A 19,834-nucleotide genomic window follows, 5' to 3' on the forward strand; every position below is an offset into this window, starting at 1 on the left:
GAGACAGCGCGATGACCTAAGAGGTGATGGCCGAGGAAGGAATACAGACGTCGTTCACGGCGCTGTGCAGCTCCACGGTCCGCCCGCGCCGTCGGCACAATCCCCAGCCGTCGGTCGTCGGCTCCGATCCATGGTGGACGGGGCCGGAAGCCGTTTTCCAACGTTCCGAGAGGTTGTTCGTGTCGGCCAGCACATCCCGTACGCTCCCGCCGGAGATCGCCGAATCCGTCTCTGTGATGGCGCTCATTGAGCGGGGAAAGGCTGATGGGCAGATCGCCGGCGACGACGTTCGTCGTGCCTTCGAAGCTGACCAGATCCCGGCCACTCAGTGGAAGAACGTTCTGCGCAGCCTCAACCAGATCCTCGAGGAAGAGGGTGTGACGCTGATGGTCAGTGCCGCGGAGCCGAAGCGCCCCCGCAAGAGCGTCGCAGCGAAGAGCCCGGCCAAGCGCACCGCGACCAGGACGGTCGCGGCCAAGACCACTACTGCGAAGCCGGCCACTGCCACGGCTTCCGCGAAGCCCACCGCCGACGGTGTGGCCGAGGACGGCACGGCCGCCAAGAAGGCCGCTGCCAAGAAGACGACGGCTAAGAAGACCGTCACGAAGAAGACCGCCGCCAAGAAGACGACGGCCAAGAAGACCGCCTCCAAGAAGGACGCCGGTGAGTTCCTCGAAGAGGAGGTCACCGAGGAGACGCCCGCCGTCGGCAAGCCCGGCGAGGGCGAGCCCGCGGAGGAGGGCGCCCAGGGCTTCGTCCTCTCCGACGAGGACGAGGACGACGCGCCCGCGCAGCAGGTTGCCGCGGCCGGCGCCACCGCCGACCCGGTCAAGGACTACCTGAAGCAGATCGGCAAGGTCCCCCTGCTCAACGCCGAGCAGGAGGTCGAGCTCGCCAAGCGCATCGAGGCGGGACTGTTCGCCGAGGACAAGCTCGCCAACGCCGACAAGCTCGCTCCGAAGCTCAAGCGCGAGCTGGAGATCATCGCCGAGGACGGCCGCCGCGCCAAGAACCACCTCCTGGAGGCCAACCTCCGCCTGGTGGTCTCCCTGGCCAAGCGTTACACGGGCCGCGGCATGCTCTTCCTGGACCTCATCCAGGAGGGCAACCTCGGTCTGATCCGCGCGGTCGAGAAGTTCGACTACACCAAGGGCTACAAGTTCTCCACGTACGCCACCTGGTGGATCCGTCAGGCCATCACCCGCGCCATGGCCGACCAGGCCCGCACCATCCGCATCCCGGTGCACATGGTCGAGGTCATCAACAAGCTCGCGCGCGTGCAGCGTCAGATGCTTCAGGACCTGGGCCGCGAGCCCACCCCGGAGGAGCTGGCCAAGGAACTCGACATGACCCCGGAGAAGGTCATCGAGGTCCAGAAGTACGGCCGTGAGCCCATCTCCCTGCACACCCCGCTGGGCGAGGACGGCGACAGCGAGTTCGGTGACCTCATCGAGGACTCCGAGGCCGTCGTCCCGGCCGACGCCGTCAGTTTCACGCTCCTCCAGGAGCAGCTGCACTCCGTCCTCGACACCCTGTCCGAGCGCGAGGCGGGCGTCGTCTCGATGCGCTTCGGTCTCACCGACGGTCAGCCGAAGACCCTCGACGAGATCGGCAAGGTCTACGGGGTGACGCGTGAGCGCATCCGTCAGATCGAGTCGAAGACGATGTCGAAGCTGCGCCACCCGTCGCGCTCGCAGGTGCTGCGCGACTACCTGGACTAGGTCCCGGCTCCTCCGCTCAGGCCCTGCTCGGACCGGTTCCGTCGCCGGGCCCTGGCCTCGGCGTCGCCGGAAGGCCCGGAGTCCCTCCCGTACGGGAAGGGCTCCGGGCCTTTCGTCTGTCCGCGTGGCAAGAGTGTGCGCCACGCGCAACGGTAGTTGACTCTGGGTACGCGATGGCAACCCAGAGTGAGGAGAACGCATGCGTCGTCCCTTCGCCCGAGCGCTGGTGGGAACGCTGAGCCTGGGGGCCGCGGTGACCGCCCTGCCGCTGGCCTCCCCGCCTCCTGTGGCGGCCGACAGCGTGGTCGTCGGAGGCACCCCGGCGCGGGTGGCGGACAGCCCGTGGGCGGTGGCGCTCGCCAGCCGTGACCAGTTCGGGGGTACGCGCTCCGGCCAGTTCTGCGGCGGCGTCGTGATCGGTCCTTCGACAGTCCTGACCGCGGCCCACTGCATGGACGAAGAGGTGCTGGGGGTACCCCTACGTGAAATGCGGGACCTCAGGGTCATCGCCGACCGTGAGGACCTGGACACCAGCGCGGGGCGTGAGATTTCCGTACGGGGCGTACGGGTCAACCCCGAGCACGACCCCCACACGAACGCCGGTGACGTCGCGGTCCTCACCCTGTCCGAGCCTCTGCCCAAGACCCAGGTGATCTCCATGGCGCGAGCTGGGGACACCGCGTACGAGCCGGGCACGGGCGCCGCTGTGTACGGCTGGGGCGATGCGACGGGGATGGGGCACTACGCGCGCACGCTGCGTTCCGCGCGCGTGACGGTGCTGCGGGACGCGGTGTGTGAGCAGGCCTATCGGGGGAGTGTCGACGGCACGTACACGCGGGCGTCGATGCTGTGCGCGGGCGAACTGGGAGGTGGCCCCGACGCCTGCCAGGGGGACAGCGGCGGGCCGCTGGTCGCTCGCGGGCGGCTCATCGGCCTGGTGTCGTGGGGCAGCGGATGCGGCCAGGCGGGCAGTCCCGGCGTCTACACGCGCGTCTCGGACGTCGCCCGGGTGATGGAGCGGTACGCATAGGCGCTGCGGTGGGCCGAGGGGCCGATGGGGCGCCCAGGGGCTGGCGGGGCGCCAAGGCGCCTGTGCGGCCTGCTGGCGTCCTGGAGGGCGTCTGGAGAGGCTCCTGAGGGCTCGGGGCCGGGAACCGCTGTAGGTCGGCCCCTGGGGCCCGCAGCGGGTGTGCGGTGTCGCTCCTGGAGGCCTTGTCTTCGGCCCCGCAAGGGGCTGGAGGTCCCAAGCCGAGGCGGGGTGATCGCCCGCCTGGCAAGACGCCAGGAACGAGAGCGGGCGGCTGCCCCTGGGTCACAGGGGTAGCCGCCCGTGCCGGTCTGGTGGTCCGGCGCTCGCTCGTCGTAGGTGCGAGGCGTCAGCGTTCCTCTTCGGTCGAGCTGGCCGGCACGGCCGTCAGGCGCTCCGTCTCGTCCTGTATCTCGGCGGCGATCTTCTTGAGTTCCGGCTCGAACTTGCGACCGTGGTGGGCGCAGAAGAGCAGTTCACCGCCACTCAGCAAGACGACGCGCAGGTATGCCTGGGCGCCGCAGCGGTCGCAGCGGTCAGCGGCCGTCAGGGGGCTCGCGGGGGTCAGAACAGTAGTCACGTCGCCTCTTCTCTAGCTCGACGAGCTGTCGTACCAGGGTCAACATCCAACCAGCCCGAAAACGTTCCCGCTCGTGGCTTTTCCTCGAATTTTTCTTTCGAGGAGGCTGTCTGCTGCCGGTTGGCGGCGAATGAGCCGTATTGCGTGTCTTACGTGTCGTACGGTTTCGCGCTGTCTGTCAGGTCGGGTCCTGGCCGGCTGGCTTGCCGGTTGTTCATGAGGACGTGCCCGGAGCCTAAATGGTTCATGCCTGGAAGGGAACGTGACGTGCGCTTCACTCCATCGAGGTATCGAACGCGTGTACGTTTCTGGACTAGTCTGGACCTGGTGCGGGTTGACTTGAGGGTGGCGTGACAACGGCTCTACCAGGCCTCGGTACCCTCTCACCGGCAGCAGAAGCCGAGCCCTTACCCCCGAGGGCCCCCTTTGAAATTCAGCGAGGAGCGAACCGCGTGACCGCCGAGACGTCCGTGCCGTCCACAGCGTTGCTGACCGGAGCCGACCGGGACGGTTCCAACTACACCGCGCGGCACCTGCTCGTCCTGGAAGGACTCGAGGCCGTCCGCAAGCGTCCGGGCATGTACATCGGCTCGACGGACAGTCGCGGCCTGATGCACTGCCTCTGGGAGATCATCGACAACTCCGTTGACGAGGCCCTGGGCGGGTACTGCGACCACATCGAGGTCATCCTGCACGACGACGCCTCCGTAGAGGTCCGGGACAACGGCCGAGGCATCCCCGTGGACGTCGAGCCGAAAACCGGACTCTCCGGAGTCGAGGTCGTCATGACCAAGCTCCACGCGGGCGGCAAGTTCGGCGGCGGCTCGTACGCGGCCTCCGGCGGTCTGCACGGCGTGGGCGCCTCCGTGGTGAACGCCCTGTCGGCCCGCCTGGATGTCGAGGTGGACCGCGCCGGGCACACCCATGCCATCAGTTTCCGGCGCGGCGTACCCGGTGCGTTCGCGAAGTCAGGCCCTGACGCCGCCTTCGACTCAGCGGCGCGGCTCACCAAGGTCAAGAAGGTCCCCAAGGCCCGCACCGGCACCCGCGTGCGGTACTGGGCCGACCGCCAGATCTTCCTGAAGGACGCCAAGCTCAACCTGGAGACGCTGCACCAGCGCGCGCGTCAGACCGCCTTCCTGGTGCCGGGCCTGACCCTCGTCGTCCGCGACGAGTACGGCCTCGGCGAAGGTGGCACGAAGGGCGAGGAGTCTTTCCGCTTCGACGGTGGCATCAGCGAATTCTGCGAATACCTGGCACAGGACAAGGCGGTCTGCGACGTCCTGCGCTTCTCCGGACAGGGCACCTTCAAGGAGACCGTTCCGGTACTGGACGACCGCGGCCAGATGACGCCGACTGAGGTCACCCGCGAGCTGGGCGTGGACGTCGCCCTGCGCTGGGGCACCGGGTACGACACGACGATCCGGTCCTTCGTCAACATCATCGCCACCCCCAAGGGCGGCACGCACGTCACCGGCTTCGAGCGCTCGCTCACCAAGACGGTGAACGAGGTACTGCGGTCCCAGAAGCTGCTGCGCGTCGCCGAAGACGACGTGGTCAAGGACGACGCCCTGGAGGGGCTGACGGCCGTCGTCACGGTCCGCCTGGCGGAGCCGCAGTTCGAAGGCCAGACCAAGGAAGTCCTCGGCACGTCGGCCGCCAACCGCATCGTCGCCAACGTCATCGCCAAGGAACTCAAGGCGTTCCTGACCTCCACCAAGCGTGACGCCAAGGCGCAGGCCCGCGCGGTCATGGAGAAGGTCGTCGCCGCCGCGCGGACGCGCATCGCCGCCCGGCAGCACAAGGACGCCCAGCGCCGCAAGACCGCTCTCGAGTCCTCCTCGCTCCCGGCGAAGCTCGCCGACTGCCGCAGCGACGACGTCGACCGCAGCGAGCTTTTCATCGTCGAGGGCGACTCCGCGCTCGGCACGGCCAAGCTGGCCCGGAACTCCGAGTTCCAGGCCCTGTTGCCGATCCGCGGCAAGATCCTCAACGTCCAGAAGTCGTCCGTGTCGGACATGCTCAAGAACGCCGAGTGCGGCGCGATCATCCAGGTCATAGGAGCGGGGTCCGGCCGGACCTTCGACATCGACGCCGCCCGCTACGGCAAGATCATTCTGCTCGTGGACGCCGATGTCGACGGCGCGCACATCCGCTGCCTGCTCCTGACCCTCTTCCAGCGCTACATGCGGCCGATGGTCGAGGCGGGCCGCGTCTTCGCCGCTGTGCCGCCACTGCACCGCATCGAGCTGACCCAGCCCAAGAAGGGCCAGGACAAGTACGTCTACACGTACTCGGACCGCGAGCTGCGCGACACCCTGCTCGAGTTCGAGCGCAAGGGCGTGCGCTACAAGGACTCCATCCAGCGCTACAAGGGCCTCGGCGAGATGGACGCCGACCAGCTGGCCGAGACCACGATGGATCCGCGCCACCGCACGCTGCGCCGCATCAACATCGCCGACCTCGAATCGTCCGAGCAGGTCTTCGACCTGCTCATGGGCAATGAGGTGGCTCCCCGCAAGGAGTTCATCACGAGTTCCGCGGCGACGCTGGACCGGTCGCGGATCGACGCGTAGGCACGTGCCGTGGGCCGTGGGCCGTGGGCCGTGGGCCGTGGGCCGTGGGCCGTGGGCCGTGGGCCGTGGGCCGTGGGCCGTGGGCCGTGGGCCCTGGCTGGCCGCGGGGCGCACTCGCCGTCAGCCAAGCAGCTCCGTGCCGGCACATTTCCGCTTGGCTTGGCACGCGGGCAACTCCCCGACTGGTTGGTCGCCCGCCCGCCAGCCACGACGCCAGGTGCCTCCACCCTCGGGTGGAGGCACCTGATCCACCCGTGATCCACCCCTGCTCCGATCCCCCGGCCGCGCCGAATCCGTAACTTCGATGGCGTCGTACTTCTCGTTCGCGCACGTCATCGGAGGCCGTGATGCCCGGGTTCGCCCAAGCGCTGCTGATCCCCGAAGCCATAGCGCTCGTCGTCATACGCCAGATGAAGCCGCAGCGACTGACAGACGCCCGGCGCTGGTGGCTGGTGCCCGCCGTGCTCGCATACTGCGGCCTGCGGGGATCGGGACTCATAGACCCGGGCCACCAGGTCGAGTCGCTCGTGCTACTCAGCGGTGAGCTGCTCATAGGCCTTCTGATGGGCGCCGCCTGGGCCCGCACCAGCCACGTCTGGGCCGAGCAGGACGGATCCGTCTGGAGCCGCGGCACCAAGGCCACGGCCGTGGTGTGGGTCGGCGGCATAGCCTCGCGGCTCGGCCTCATGGGCATAGGCCTGCTCATCGGCATCCACCAGGGCACTGGAGCGCTGCTCCTCGCCCTCGCGGCATCCCTGCTGGTACGCGCGGGCCTCCTGGAGCTGCGGGCCCACGCCCTCCGCACGGGCCCGGCACTCACCGGCGCCGTACGGTGACGGGATGGCCGCGCCGACAGGAAGGAGCGGGCGTGACGCGTGACATCTGGACGCGTTGGCCCGCGCGGGAGGCACTCACTCAGGAGGAGCTGACACGACCTCGCCAGGTGCTCACCTGGGTCGTGCGCGCGGTGTTCCTCGGCATGCTGCTGCGGAGCGCCTTCGCGCGGCGGGACATGCCCGGCTGGGGCCTGGCCCTCGCGGTGTTCGTGATCATTCTTTGCGCGGGGGCGGCGGTGTGGTTCATCCACGCCACGCTGGAGCGGCGCATAGGGCCGTCCCTGATGTCGTGGGGTGTGCTGCTGATCGCGGGTGCGGCGGCGCAGGGGACCGGGTTCGACACGCCCGCGGCCGTGCTGTGGTGCGCCTGCGCGATGATGGCGCTGGAGCGACTGCCCTTGGCCGTGGCCGTAGTCGGCGCGCTCATGTCCCTGGGGGCCTTCGCCGTGGTGAATGAGGATCCTTGGCCCACCACAGCGGCCGTCACCGTGGGGCTCGGTCTCGCCGGGTACGTTCTGCGGCTCGACGCCGAGGCGCGGGGCAATGCGCAGCGGCTGCTCGCGCAGGAGCGGGCCGCGCGGGCCGCTGAAGCGGAGTCGGCGGCTCTGGGGGAACGCGCCCGTATCGCCCGGGAGATCCACGATGTGCTGGCGCACAGCCTCTCCGCTCAGCTGGTCCACCTGGAGGCGGCCCGGCTGCTGATCGAGCGGGACGCGGCCCGGGATCAGATATTGGGGCGGGTCGTGGCGGCGCGGGCGATGGCCGCCGAAGGGCTTGCCGAGACGCGTCAGGCACTGTCGGCGCTGCGCGGTGAGATGACTCCGGTCGAGGACTTCCTGCGGGAGCTGGCCCGGTCGGACGGTGCGTCGGTCGCGGTCTCCGGGGAGCGGCGGGCCCTCCCCGCGGAGGCCTCGCAGGCGGTGCGAAGGGTGGCGCAGGAAGCGATGACGAACGTACGGAAGCACGCGCCGGGAGCCAAGGTCACCGTGTGCTTCGAGTACGGAAAGGAGGAAGTCACGCTGGACGTGACCGATTCGGGGGGAGCGCCGGGAGAATTCGCGGCCTCGGGAGCCGGGTACGGTCTGCTGGGAATGCGTGAGCGTGCCGAGTTGCTCGGTGGCTCGCTGGAGGCGGGGCCGGAGGACGAGGGCTTCGCCGTGAGGCTGAGGGTGCCGGGATGACAGGGGACGACGGGCGCCACGACGGTGCTTCCGTGGCTGGTGCTGGTGCTGGTGCTGGTGCTGAGCCAGGCGCAGGGGGCGGAGTCGGGGCGCGGGCAAGCGGCGCTGCCGGGGCAGGTGTTGGCGTTGAGGTCGGGGCGGCGAGGCCAGCGGGCCAAGGGGCCGTAGGAGGGGGCAAGGCGCCGGCGCGGGTGGTCGTCGTCGATGACCAGACCGTGGTGCGCGAGGGCATCGTGATGCTCCTGGGGTTGCTGCCGGGGGTCGAAGTCGTCGGGGCAGGGGGCGACGGCGAGGAAGCGGTGCGGCTCGTGGGTGAACTCTCGCCGGACGTCGTGCTGATGGACCTGCGCATGCCGCGCTGCGACGGGGCCGAGGCCACCCGTCGGATCCGCGCCGAGTATCCGGGTACGCAGGTCGTGGTGCTCACCACGTACGCGGACGACGAGTCGCTGTTCCCCGCGCTCAAGGCCGGGGCGCGGGGATATCTCACCAAGGACGCGGGGGGTGACGAGATCGTGCGGGCCATCGAGGACGTGCTCTCCGGTCAGGCCGGCCTCTCGCCGCAGATCCAGCGGCGGCTCCTGGAGCGGCTCTCGGAGCCGGAGCTGCCCGCGCCGCCGGTGGAGCCGCCGGACGGCCTGACGCTCAGGGAGGCGGAGGTGATCGCTCTGATCGCCGAGGGACTGACGAACCAGGAGATCGCGCGGGCGTTGCACGTCTCCACGGCCACGGTGAAGACCCACATCAACAACCTCTTCGCCAAGGCGGGCCTCAAAGACCGTGCACAGGCGGTGCGTTATGCCTATCGGCACGGTCTCGCGCAGGTGCCGGGGAGTACCCGCAGGTGAGGATCCCCGTCACCTGATGGAGTGAAGAGCGGGGAGAGAGGAGGGACGGATCTTTCTGTTCTGCCCATCCTTGGGCTCGCGGCCGAACATGGCTGCGGACAAGGAGAGTTCGGTGGAGAAGGACGACGGCCGCGATGCCGGGCGGGGCCGGCCCGGTGACCTGAAGGATCCGTGGTACGACGAACTCGCCGCGGGCTGGGGCGAGCTGGACGGCACAGGTACACCGACGCCGACGGAACCAGCCGCCGCGCCGCGTCGGCACGGGAGCGCGACCGACATCTATCTGGAGGTGCAGGCGAGCGCGGCGTTCCAGGAAGTGCGCCGCCGCTACCGCAGGTTCGTCGTCCCGGCGGTGATCGGCTTCTTCACCTGGTACGTGGCGTATGTCGTGGCGGCGACGACGGCGCCGGGGCTGATGGCGCGGCCCGTCGCCGGAGCGGTGAACGTGGCGATGCTGGCGGGGCTCGGGCAGTTCCTCACCACCTTCCTGCTGACCTGGGCGTATGCCCGGCATGCTCGGTTGCGGCGGGATCGGGCGGCGCTTGATCTGCGCTGGGCCGTGTTCGAGCAGAACAGAGAGCGGGAGCTGAGGCAGGGGGCCGAGCGGTGACCGGTGACCATCAAATGCTGGCGCTTGTGCTGTTCGGCGTGTTCGTGGCGATCACGCTCGCGATCACGACGTATGTGAGCCGTCACAGGCGTGGCTCGGCGGAGGAGTTCTACGCGGGCGGACGGTTGTTCTCGCCCATGGAGAATGGTTTTGCCATCGCGGGCGACTACATGTCGGCTGCCTCCTTCCTCGGCATCTCCGGGCTGATCGCGCTGTACGGCTATGACGGGCTGCTCTACTCGGTGGGCTTTCTCGTCGCGTGGCTGGTCGTGCTGTTCCTCGTGGCGGAACTGGTGCGTAACTGCGGCAGGTTCACGCTGGCTGATGTCGTCGCGGCGCGGATGCGGGAGCGGCCGGTGCGTATCGCAGCGGGCACGTCTTCGGTGACGGTGTCCGTGCTGTATCTGGTGGCGCAGATGGTGGGTGCGGGCTCGTTGGTCGCGCTGTTGCTCGGGGAGACGAGTGAGGCCGCCCGGACGTGGGCGGTGATCGGAGTCGGCGCGCTCATGGTGATCTATGTGTCGCTGGGCGGGATGCGAGCCACCACGTGGATCCAGATCGTCAAGGCGGTGCTGCTGATGGGTGGGGCGATCGCGCTGACGGTGCTCGTCCTGATGCGGTTCCACGGCGACTTCGACCAGTTGTTGCGTACGGCGGCTGATCGTAGTGGGCATGGGCGTGAGTTCCTGGCGCCCGGGCTGAAGTACGGCGGGGATTGGACGGCGCGGCTGGACTTCATCAGCTTGGGGCTGGCTCTCGTGCTCGGCACGGCCGGGCTTCCGCACATCCTCTCCCGCTTCTACACCGTGCCGACCGCGCGGGCGGCGCGTCGTTCGGTCGTCTGGTCCATCGGTCTGATCGGCAGTTTCTACCTGATGACGATCGTGCTGGGCTTCGGGGCGGCGGCGATCGTCGGCTCCGACGTGGTGCGCGGGTCGAACGCGGCGGGCAACACGGCGGTGCCCTTGTTGGCGCTCGATCTGGGCGGGGGCGCGGATTCCACGGGAGGAACGGTTCTCTTCGCGGTGGTCGCCGCCGTGGCGTTCGCGACGATCCTCGCGGTGGTCGCGGGGATCACGCTGGCTTCCTCGGCGTCCGTGGCCCATGACCTGTACGCGTCCCTCCGGCGGCGGACCAAGCAGCGCAGCGAGGTGGCGGTGGCGCGGCTCGCCGCGGCCGGGATCGGGGTCGTCGCGATCGGGCTCGGTCTGCTCGCCCGTGATCTCAACGTCGCGTTCCTGGTGGGGCTCGCGTTCGCGGTCGCCGCTTCGGCGAACTTGCCGGTGTTGCTGTACTCGCTGTTCTGGCGGGAGTTCACCACGCGGGGCGCTGTGTGGTCGGTGTATGGCGGGCTGCTGCCCGCGCTGATGCTCGTCGTGCTGTCGCCGGTGGTGTCGGGGAGCCCGGACGCGCTGTTCCCCGGGGTGGACTTCCAGTACTTCCCGCTGGACAACCCCGGCCTTGTGTCGATCCCCTTGGGCTTCTTGGCTGGCTGGCTCGGTACGGTCACGTCGGCAGACCGGGCGGACGAGGCCAAGCACGCGGAGACGGAGGTGCGTTCGCTGACCGGGGCGGGCGCTGTTTAGCCAGCCTGACCTGCGGGGCGCCGTGCCGGGTGGGTCAGTGGCTGGACGCCCATGCGTAGCGGTGTTCGGGGCGTCCGGTGTCGCCGTACTTCAGGCTCAACCGCACCCGGCCGGTGCGCTCCAGGAGTTTCAGGTAGCGCTGTGCGGTCTGGCGGCTGAGCCGGGTGCGGTCCCCCAGCTCCTGGGCCGAGAGCGGCCCCTCGGCGGCCATCAGCGCCCGGCGGACCAGCTCCGCGGTCGTCGGGGAGTGCCCCTTGGGCAACTCGGGCGCAGGGGTCGCCGAGAGCGCGCCGAAGATCCGGTCGACCTCGGCCTGTTCCGCCTCGCCGCCGCCGTCCAGGGTGCGGCGCAGCGTGGCGTACGCGTCGAGCTTCGTACGGAGTCCCGCGTACGAGAAGGGCTTCACCAGGTACTGGAGCGCGCCGTGGCGCATCGCGGCCTGCACGGTGGTGACGTCGCGGGCCGCCGTCACCATGATCACGTCGGTCTGGTGACCGCGTTCGCGCAGCGTGCGGACCACGGTGAGGCCGGTCTCGTCCGGCAGGTAGTGGTCGAGAAGGACCAGGTCGACGGGGACCTCCTCGACCAGGCGCAGGGCCTCGGCCGCGTTGTGGGCCCGTCCGGCGACGCGGAAGCCCGGCACCTTCTCCACGTAGGCGGCGTTGACGTCCGCGACCCGGGCGTCGTCGTCCACGACCAGTACCTCGATCATCGAGCCTCCTCCGTGGTGACGGGTGGGGTGACCGACCGTGCGTCGGTGGCGGCGGGGTGCGGCTCCAGGCCGACGGGCTGGCGCTGCCTGTCCACGGGCTGCGGTTCCGCGAGCCCTTCGGGCAGGACCACGGTGAATTCGGCGCCCCCGTCCGGGCCCGCGTCGACCCGCGCACTGCCGCCCTGGCGCTCGGCGAGCCTGCGCACCAGCGCGAGGCCGATGCCCCGCTGCCCGTGCGCGGGCGGCTCCTTCGTGGTCCAACCTTCCGTGAACACCGCCTCGCGCTGATCCCGCGGCACACCAGGGCCGGTATCGCGGACCTGAAGGACAACCGTGCGTCCCTGTAGACCCTCGGTACGCAAAACGACCTCCACGCGTGCGTGCCGTGTGCCCGCCGCCGCGTCCAACGCGTTGTCCACGAGGTTGCCGACGACGGTCACGAGACCGCCCGGGTCGACGAGCCGGTCGGGCAACGCGGTGTCCCCGGAGACGGCGAGTGTCACACCGCGCTCCGTGGCCACGGTCGCCTTGCCGACGAGCAGGGCCGAGAGGAGCGGATCGTGGATCTTCTCGGTGATCTGCTCGGCCGTCACCCGGTGGGCGCCCGCCACCTCGCCGACGAACTCCGCGGCCTCCTCGTACATCTCCAGCTCCAGCAGGCCGAGCAGCGTGTGCATGCGGTTCGCGTGCTCGTGGTCCTGGGCGCGCAGGGCATCGATGAGGCCGCGCGTGGAGTCCAGTTCGCGGCCGAGCTGCTCCAGCTCGGTGCGGTCACGCAGGGTCGCGACGGCACCCCCGTCGTCCGTGGGCATGCGGTTGGCGACCAGGACACGCTGGCCCCGTACGGTCAGCAGGTCGGTGCCCGTGACCCGCCCCGCGAGCACGTCCGTCGTACGCCCCGGTCCGAGGGCCTCGTCCAGGGGGCGGCCGACGGCTTCCGTGCCGAGCCCGAGGAGCCGCTGCGCCTCGTCGTTCAGCAGCCGGACGCGTCCGCCGCGGTCCAGGGCGACGACGCCCTCGCGGATGCCGTGCAGCATGGCCTCGCGCTCCGCGAGCAGCGCCGAGATGTCGGAGAAGGCGAGGTCCCTGGTCTGGCGCTGCACGCGCCGCGAGATCAGATAGGCGGCGAGCGCGCCCGCGGCGAGCGCTCCGCCCGCGTAGGCGAAGAGACTCGGGATCGTATGGATCAGACGGTCGCGAACGCTGTCGTATTCGATGCCTACGGAGACAGCGCCCACGATCTCGCCGCCCGCGACCCGCAGCGGCACCTTCCCGCGCGCGGAGCGCCCCAGCGTGCCGTTGTCGATCTGCATGACGTCACGGCCGGCGAGCGCGTCGCTGGGGTCGGTCGAGACGACCTTGCCGATCTCGCCGGGGTCGGTGTGCGACCAGCGGACGCCCAGCTTGTTCATGATTACGACGTACTCGGCCCCGCTGGCCTCGCGGATACGTTCGGCCGCCGCTTGGACGGGCCCGTCGGCCGCCGGACGGGTCGAGGTGAGGTCCCGGACGATCTGCGGCTGTGCCGCCGTGGTCTGCGCGATGGCGAGCGCGCGACGCATGGCCTGGTCGTCGAGCTGCTTGCTGAGCGGCGCGAGGAACAGACCGGTGGCGAGCACCGTGACTCCGGCGGCGATCGCCAGCTGCATCAGCAGGACCTGCGAGAAGACACGCCGCGGCAGGCCGAGGCGCAGTCGTCGGGCAGGAGGAGTCGGGCTCATGTGTCGAACGGTACGGCCGCGGACGGTCTCCCCTTAAGGGAGTGTGGCGTGGATCTCGTAGGCCTGCGGGTGCCTTCGCCGGCGACGTCGGGTGCTGTCTCCGGAGCCTGCCGGGATGCCCGTGCGCCTCCGTGCGCCCCTTGTGCGCCTAAGCGAGCGCTCCGCGCGCGGACGCGCCCCCGCTCTCGGCGCCACTGCGCTCACCGCGATCGGTCTCGCTGCCGTGGCCGTCCCCGGTCTCGACACCGGGCCCGGCCCCGCCCCCGGCCCCGGCCGGCTCGGCCTCCGTGATCTCGCGGACCGCCATCACGTCCATCCGTGCCGGCGATCCCAGAGCCGCGCCGCAGCTCTCCGGCCGGGGCGGGAGCGAGGTGCCCTGGGCGACGGTGACCCGCCAGCGCCGTCCGTCGGTGTGAGCCACGGTGACCTCCCAGCGCGGGGCGTCGCCCGTGGTCCGTACGACGTCCAGGGCGCCCGCGCGGTCCTCACGCGCCGCGGCGCGCACCGCCAGCTCGGCGGCCTGGCCGGGGCGCTCCCAGGCGGAGTTGCCCCGGCAGCCCTCCGTGACGACGCGCCCTTGGCGCACCGCTTGCAGGACGCTCTTCACCGCGTGTGCCGCCGTCCGCCCGTACGCGTATCCGTACGGGAGCACCAGCAGCGTGGGGGAGAAGCGATGACCACCTAGATGAGTGATTTCCCAGACGCCTTCCTCACCGGAGGCGGCGAGTTCCGCGGCGAGCGGACGGCCGAGCAGGGCGCAGCAGCGGTCCCGTTTGCCGTTCGTGCACACGAGCGCGAGCGGGGCGCCGGAGTACGGGTGCCCGAAGCCGCCGTGGTCGCCCGCGCCGAGCGCCGCGAAGTCCAGGTCGAGCAACTTCCGCGGATCGTCGATCACATGGGCGCGCAGCCAGGTGGCTCCCGGGGAGGTGTGGGCGATGAACACCCGGTGCCGTGCGGGGGTGTGACAGTCCGCGTGCCGTCCGGGGCGCCGGATGAGCGCGACCCGGACACCCGTCGACTCGGCCGCCCGCTCCAGCGCGCGGCCGACCTCCGGGTCCAAGTGGCTTGAGGTGAGCGCTTTGGCACCCCAGGGGCCGGGCTGCTCCAGGAGCAGCCACGTCTTGGCCGTGGCCGCGGTGCCCGCGAGGGGTTCGCTCAGGTGCCGCGATGCGGTCGCGCACGTACTCACAGAGGTGAGCCTAACCCGCGGTCCCGGCCGGACTCACGCGTCCTGCTTGGCGGGCGACGGCGCGGGCAACGGCTGCGGCGGGCGCTGCCCGACGTACTGGCCGACAGGACGCATGCGCATCGGCCGCTCCTCGTACTCCTCCAGGGCGTGCGCGATCCAACCGGCCGTGCGCGCCACCGCGAAGACCGTCTCGCCGGCCTCCGCGGGCATGCCCGACGACACCGTGAGGACCGCGAGCGCGAGGTCGACGTTGGCGTGCAGATCGGTGTGGCGGGCGGTGGTGGCCACCACGTCGCGTGCCGCGGCGAGGGCGGGCCCGGCCTTGGGCATCGCTTCGAGCAGGCCGAACAGCGCCCGGGCGCGCGGGTCCTCACCCGCGTACAGGCGATGGCCGAGGCCGGGAACGCGGCGGCCCGCGCGCAGTTCGTCCGCGACGACCGGTACCGCGGTGCCCCGGTCGAGCACCTCAAGGAGCATGCGGTGGGCGAGGCCGCTCGCCGCTCCGTGCAGGGGCCCCTCCAGGACGCCGAGGCCCGCGGACACCGCCGCGTACGGGTGGGCGCGCGCGGACGCGGCCACACGGACCGCCAGAGTGGACGCCGCGAGGTCGTGGTCGACGAGCAGCGCGAGGGCCGTGTCCAGGACGTGGAGCGAGGCCTCGTCAGGCTTGCGGCCGCTCAGGCGCCCCCACAGCCGCCCGGCGAGCGGGCCGCCGTCGCGGTGCGTGGGCAGCACGGGCGGCAGCGCCGCGACCAGGGTGGGGATCAACGTACGGGCCGTGCCGACGACCGCCTCCTCGGTGAGGTCGAAGCGGAGCGGGTCGGCGGCCGCCGCCGAGATGGCCGCCACGCGCAGACGGTCCGTGGGGGCGCAGTGCGCGGGCAGGGCGCGCACGGCGAGCCGCGCGGCACCGGCGGGCTCCGGCGGTGCCGTGAAGTGGATGCCCGGGCGCAGGGCGCCGGTCCACAGCCACTCGGCGACCTCTTCGTAGGAGTGGCGCAGGGCCAGCTCCGTGGCGTCGACGCCACGGAAGTAGTAGCGATCCTTGTCGATCAGTGTGATGCGGGTGCGGACGGAGAGTTCGTTGGCCGAGGTCGCGACGGCGGGCTCACGGCGGTTTCTGCGCGCGAGGGCCCGCACCTCCTTGGGGTCGAAGGTGCTGCCCCGTCCGCCGGGGCCGCGGCGGCTGTCGAGCTGGCCCCGACTCACGTACGCGTACACGGTCTCGGGCTTCACGCCGAGCAACTCCGCGGCCTCCTTGGTGCTGATCCGCCGACCTTCGTGGGCGATCGCACCCGCTTCTTGATCCGTCATGGGCGTCACCGTATCTGCGTCCGGACAGCTGTACTCATACATTGATTCAATCAATATTGACAGTGACTGAGTCAAGCATGGACAGTCGCATCAAGTCCAGGGAGGAAGTCGAGGAACACCATGCCGATCAATGGCTCCGCCGCCACCCCTACCGCCCCTGTCGAGGCCCTCCGCGGCCTCGCGGGCGTCGTCGTCACCGAGACCCGGCTCGGCGACGTCAGGGGACACGAGGGCTTCTACCACTACCGCCAGTACTCCGCCGTCGAACTCGCGCAGAGCCGCGGCTTCGAGGACGTCTGGCACCTGATGTTCCACGGCACGCTGCCCGATGCCGCGCGGCGGGCCGCCTTCGCCGAGCAGACCGTGGCCCTGCGGCACCTGCCGGACGAGGTCCGCGCCGCCCTGCCCGCCATCGCCCGGGCCGGCACGCTCTCCGGCCCGCTCTCGGGGCTGCGTACCGCGCTCTCGCTCTTCGGCGCCTCGCAGGGCTTCCGGCCGGTGTACGACATCGACGGCGACCGGCGCCGCGCCGACGCGCTCGCCGCCTCCGCCGTCGTACCGACCCTGCTCACCGCCCTGTACCGGTTGGGCCAGGGCCTCGACCCCGTGGAGCCGCGTGACGACCTGTCGTACGCCGCCAACTACCTCTACATGCTCACCGGTTCGGAACCGGACGCCGATCGGGCCCGGGCGGTCGAGCAATACTTGATCTCGACCATTGACCACGGTTTCAACGCGTCAACATTCACGGCTCGCGTCATCGCGTCGACGGGGGCGGACGTCGCAGCCTGCCTTGCCGGTGCCGTCGGAGCGCTGTCCGGACCCCTGCACGGCGGGGCCCCCAGCCGCGCCCTGGACACGCTCGACGCGATCGGCACGCCCGACCGTATCGACTCCTGGATCCGGGAGCGCGTGCACGCGGGCGAGCGCATCATGGGCTTCGGGCACCCCGTCTACCGCACGGAGGACCCGCGCTCGCGGATGCTCCGTGGCATCGCGCAGCAGTTCGGCGGCGAACTCGTGGAGTTCGCGGTGGAGGTGGAACGGCAGGTCGAGGCCATCCTGGCGGAGCTCAAGCCGGGGCGTGAACTCCACACGAACGTGGAGTTCTACGCGGGCGTGGTCATGGAGCTGTGCGAGCTGCCGCGCGAGATGTTCACGCCGACGTTCGCGTCCGCGCGGGTGGTGGGGTGGAGCGCCAACATCCTGGAACAGGCGGAGGACTCGAAAATCATCCGGCCCGCGGCCCGGTACGTGGGGGAGGAGTCGCCGGTGGCGGTGCCGCCGCTCGCCTGAGTGGCGCTCGGCCTCGCCGCGGTCGGTCGGTCCCCTGCGCTGCCTGGCCGCGTGGCGCCTGGCCTCGCCGCGCCCGGCCTCGTGCGGTGCCTGACCTCGTGTGGCGCGTGGCCTCGCCGCGGTCGGCCTCGTGCGGTGCCTGACCTCGTGTGGCGCCTGGCCTCGCCGCGCCCGGCCCCCTGCGACGCCCAGCCTCGTCCCCCCCCCGGGCCCTGGGGCACCCCGGCCCCGCGGCGCCCCCGCCCCGCCGCGAGCCCCCCGCAGCAGCCCGCCGACCAGCAAACCGAGCACGCCCGGCGGAGCGCCCTCGTTCACCCCGCGGGCGGCCCCGTGCCGCCACGCTGCTCGGCCAGGGCGCGCTCGAAGACCTGGAACATGCGGCCTTCCGCGCTGTCGGGAGGCAACTGGCTCTTGTGTGCGCGGGTGGCGTTCCAGTAGCGCAGGAAGGCGGGGCTGGACAGCAGGTTCGACGCGTAGATGACGAGGTCTTCCTCGGAGAAGGTGCCCCAGCTCAACGCCAGGACGAAGTGGTTGAAGGTGAGGTTGGAGAACAGGTCCTGGCGCAGCTCGGTGGTCGACTCCCGGGGGAGGTCGTCCCACACCTTGGCCAGGTCGGGGTCGTTCATGACCATCTCGGTCAGTTGGACGTGCAGGGAGCGCATGTCCGCTTCGGCGCTGCGGCGTAACTCCGCCCGCGATGCCGACAGTTCCTCGCGTTGGTGGGCCAGCTCCTGTCGTTGCATGCGCAGCTCACGCTGTTGCAGGAGCAGTGTGGCGATGAGCATCAGGAGAGCGAGGCCTGAGAAGACGGCGCTCACGCCGCCGAAGTAGTCCCCGATCTGGCTTCGCTTCTCCGCCGTCCGGCTGTCGCCGTTGACCGTCTCCACGCCCCGTATCAACAGGCCGCTCACGACGATGGACGCCAGGCCCACGAGGGCGATGCCGGCGGTGACGGCGGTGCTCCACAAGAAGACGATGCGTGCCGACCGCCATGCTTGTCGACCTGCCATCAGTCACCCCTGGGCGAGTCTTTCCCAGGGGCGAGTGCAGGAAACGGCGCCCGAGGGGTGGCGGGCGCCGCGGAATACTGGATCCACCGACAGGCTATGTGCCGGGGATGTCGGCCTTGGCCCGGATGAGGGTTTCCCGGCTGATGACGACGATGCGTTCGTAGTCGGCGCGCGCCGCGTCGGCAGGCAGACCGCTGTCGAGAAGCGCGGTCATCTCGGTACCGATCACAGCGAAATCACCACTGGACAGTTCGAAGATGTCCGGGCAGTTGTGACCGGAGAGGCTGCCTCGCTCGCGCGGCGCGGCGCCTATTCGGCGGACGATCTTTTCGGGCACAGGAGAACTCCATCGGTGCGTGAGGAGGGAAGAGCACAGGGCGAACGGAGAGAAAGGAGGCGCCGATGGTGAGGGGTCGCTCACATGGAGGCGGCTCGGAAGCGGAGCGCCGGAGTCGGGCGTCGCGTCCTGCTCCGCGTGCCGATCAGGCGTCGGGGATGTCGGCCTTGGCCCGGATGAGGGTCTCTCGGCTGATGACGACGATGCGTTCGTAGTCGGCGCGTGCCGCGTCGGCGGGCAGACCGCTGTCGAGCACCGCGGTCATCTCGGTTCCGATCACAGCGAAATCACCATTGGCGAGTTCGAAGATGTCGGGGCATGTCTGGCCAGAAGCGCTGCCCCGCTCGCGGGGAGAGGCGCCGATGCGGCGCAGGATGTACAAGGGAATCCTGGTCCTTGAGTGATCGGGGACAAGTGCGGAGACAGATTAGCCCCAAATGTCTGTCTCCGGGAGATATCGCGCTCCAACTGAATCCGCCTCAAGGGCGGTTGCGCTCCCGCTGCTCCCCCGGCGGATGCCCCACCACCCACCATTCGTCCGTGTCGGCCTCCGCGAGGTCCCGTGCCAGGCCGTCCATGATGCGGCCCACCTCCGCTTCCTCGGACGAACGGCGCAGGCTGGCGCGGTGGTGGCGGGTGATCTCCCAGTACTCGCGGAAGATCGGGTTCTGGCATATCACCCGAAGGTGTCCGTATAGCTCCCCCAGGCTCATGGCGCCGGTCCGGTAGGCGTGGAGAGCGTTGGTGTAGAGGGCGTTGGCGAACAAGAACTGGCGGTGCCTGTCCGCCGGTACCTCGCTGTCGTAGGTGTCCAGGACCGCGGCCAGGGCCTCGTCCTCCATGGCCTTGCAGAGCAGGGCGAAGTGCAGGCGGTGCTGCTCGCTCAGGGCCATGTTCCTGCGCAGCCGCGCGGCCACGAGGGTCAGTGCTCCGGTCGTGATCGCGAGCCCCGCCATCGTGGCCGGGCCGATCCCTCGTATCCAGTGCTTCTGTGTGGCCATGTCAACCCCCGAATCAGGCGACCGTCCGCCGGTCATCGGGCGCGGGGCGGCAGGGCGGACCGGCGAGCGATGGGCGGCGCTTGCCGTCTCCCAGGGTGCCCGAGCGGCTCTGATCGGCCGGGAGGCGGAGAGGAGGCGCACGGAAGCACGGCAGAAATCCGGGCTCTGGCATCCCTGCGCCGTGCCCAGTGTCTGCCCCGTCGGCGTCGCACGGAATCGTTCGCCTACCGGCACGTCTACGCGCACATATCCTGGAGTGGTGTTCAAATGCCGTACGCGCTCGTCGCTG

At 70.4% G+C, this 19,834-nt stretch carries 18 protein-coding genes; 9 read left to right on the plus strand and 9 right to left on the minus strand.

The features are described 5' to 3' along the window. Positions 1 to 173: 173 nt before the first annotated feature. Both AC07GB_RS22495 and AC07GB_RS22500 read left to right on the plus strand, forming a co-directional pair. Positions 174 to 1,721 (plus strand): RNA polymerase sigma factor, encoded by a 1,548-nt coding sequence (locus AC07GB_RS22495; RefSeq protein ID WP_478848089.1) that lies wholly within the window; start codon positions 174 to 176, stop codon positions 1,719 to 1,721. Positions 1,722 to 1,920: 199 nt separating this feature from the next. Further along, a complete protein-coding gene (locus AC07GB_RS22500; RefSeq protein WP_478848091.1) occupies positions 1,921 to 2,751 on the plus strand; it encodes a S1 family peptidase in 831 nt (276 codons plus the stop codon). 346 nt (positions 2,752 to 3,097) lie between these two features. Here the strand turns inward: AC07GB_RS22500 and AC07GB_RS22505 are convergent, their stop codons facing one another. After that, positions 3,098 to 3,328: a DUF7455 domain-containing protein gene (locus AC07GB_RS22505; protein WP_144321333.1), complete on the minus strand. Its 231-nt coding sequence runs from the start codon at positions 3,326 to 3,328 to the stop codon at positions 3,098 to 3,100. Positions 3,329 to 3,780: 452 nt separating this feature from the next. Between AC07GB_RS22505 and AC07GB_RS22510 the strand changes: the two genes are divergently transcribed. The 6 genes from AC07GB_RS22510 (at position 3,781) to AC07GB_RS22535 (ending at position 10,965) form a co-directional block, all read left to right on the plus strand. Beyond that, positions 3,781 to 5,904, plus strand: coding sequence for a DNA gyrase/topoisomerase IV subunit B (locus AC07GB_RS22510; protein WP_478848093.1), 2,124 nt, complete (start codon positions 3,781 to 3,783; stop codon positions 5,902 to 5,904). Between the two features lie 347 nt (positions 5,905 to 6,251). Beyond that, the gene (locus tag AC07GB_RS22515; RefSeq protein ID WP_478848095.1) at positions 6,252 to 6,740 is read left to right on the plus strand and encodes a DUF1453 domain-containing protein; all 489 of its coding nucleotides are present in this window, start codon (positions 6,252 to 6,254) and stop codon (positions 6,738 to 6,740) included. Between the two features lie 32 nt (positions 6,741 to 6,772). Beyond that, complete coding sequence (locus AC07GB_RS22520; RefSeq protein ID WP_478848097.1) at positions 6,773 to 7,921, plus strand: sensor histidine kinase; 1,149 nt, start codon at positions 6,773 to 6,775, stop codon at positions 7,919 to 7,921. Between the two features lie 191 nt (positions 7,922 to 8,112). After that, positions 8,113 to 8,769: a response regulator transcription factor gene (locus tag AC07GB_RS22525; protein ID WP_478848099.1), complete on the plus strand. Its 657-nt coding sequence runs from the start codon at positions 8,113 to 8,115 to the stop codon at positions 8,767 to 8,769. Between the two features lie 112 nt (positions 8,770 to 8,881). Then, positions 8,882 to 9,379, plus strand: coding sequence for a DUF485 domain-containing protein (locus tag AC07GB_RS22530; RefSeq protein ID WP_478848101.1), 498 nt, complete (start codon positions 8,882 to 8,884; stop codon positions 9,377 to 9,379). Further along, entirely contained in the window at positions 9,376 to 10,965 is a 1,590-nt protein-coding gene (locus AC07GB_RS22535; RefSeq protein ID WP_478848103.1) for a solute symporter family protein, read from the plus strand. Before AC07GB_RS22530 ends, AC07GB_RS22535 begins: the two co-directional genes overlap by 4 nt. Positions 10,966 to 10,999: 34 nt before the next feature. On the opposite strand, the gene AC07GB_RS22540 is transcribed toward AC07GB_RS22535, so the two are convergent. From AC07GB_RS22540 to AC07GB_RS22555, 4 genes are all read right to left on the minus strand, one after another. Next, positions 11,000 to 11,677 (minus strand): response regulator, encoded by a 678-nt coding sequence (locus tag AC07GB_RS22540; RefSeq protein WP_478848105.1) that lies wholly within the window; start codon positions 11,675 to 11,677, stop codon positions 11,000 to 11,002. Then, on the minus strand, positions 11,674 to 13,398 hold the full coding sequence (locus AC07GB_RS22545; RefSeq protein ID WP_478848107.1) for a sensor histidine kinase: 1,725 nt from the start codon (positions 13,396 to 13,398) through the stop codon (positions 11,674 to 11,676). Before AC07GB_RS22545 ends, AC07GB_RS22540 begins: the two co-directional genes overlap by 4 nt. Before the next feature lie 148 nt (positions 13,399 to 13,546). Then, complete coding sequence (locus AC07GB_RS22550) at positions 13,547 to 14,587, minus strand: sucrase ferredoxin (RefSeq protein WP_478848109.1); 1,041 nt, start codon at positions 14,585 to 14,587, stop codon at positions 13,547 to 13,549. Between the two features lie 33 nt (positions 14,588 to 14,620). Further along, positions 14,621 to 15,901, minus strand: a complete 1,281-nt coding sequence (locus AC07GB_RS22555; RefSeq protein WP_478848111.1) for a citrate synthase — start codon at positions 15,899 to 15,901, stop codon at positions 14,621 to 14,623. Positions 15,902 to 16,021: 120 nt separating this feature from the next. Here AC07GB_RS22555 and AC07GB_RS22560 point away from each other — a divergent pair, with 120 nt between their 5' ends. Continuing rightward, positions 16,022 to 17,197: a citrate synthase/methylcitrate synthase gene (locus AC07GB_RS22560; RefSeq protein WP_478848113.1), complete on the plus strand. Its 1,176-nt coding sequence runs from the start codon at positions 16,022 to 16,024 to the stop codon at positions 17,195 to 17,197. A 311-nt stretch (positions 17,198 to 17,508) separates the two neighbouring features. Here AC07GB_RS22560 and AC07GB_RS22565 read toward each other — a convergent pair whose 3' ends face one another. The 4 genes from AC07GB_RS22565 to AC07GB_RS22580 form a co-directional block, all read right to left on the minus strand. Next, complete coding sequence (locus AC07GB_RS22565) at positions 17,509 to 18,207, minus strand: DUF6082 family protein (RefSeq protein ID WP_478848115.1); 699 nt, start codon at positions 18,205 to 18,207, stop codon at positions 17,509 to 17,511. 94 nt (positions 18,208 to 18,301) lie between these two features. Next, positions 18,302 to 18,544 (minus strand): hypothetical protein, encoded by a 243-nt coding sequence (locus AC07GB_RS22570; RefSeq protein ID WP_478848117.1) that lies wholly within the window; start codon positions 18,542 to 18,544, stop codon positions 18,302 to 18,304. A 145-nt stretch (positions 18,545 to 18,689) separates the two neighbouring features. Continuing rightward, positions 18,690 to 18,926, minus strand: coding sequence for a hypothetical protein (locus AC07GB_RS22575; RefSeq protein WP_478848119.1), 237 nt, complete (start codon positions 18,924 to 18,926; stop codon positions 18,690 to 18,692). Between the two features lie 97 nt (positions 18,927 to 19,023). After that, on the minus strand, positions 19,024 to 19,545 hold the full coding sequence (locus AC07GB_RS22580) for a DUF6082 family protein (protein WP_478848121.1): 522 nt from the start codon (positions 19,543 to 19,545) through the stop codon (positions 19,024 to 19,026). Positions 19,546 to 19,834 lie beyond the last annotated feature (289 nt).

Source organism: Streptomyces sp. NPDC045778 (genome assembly GCF_056431945.1).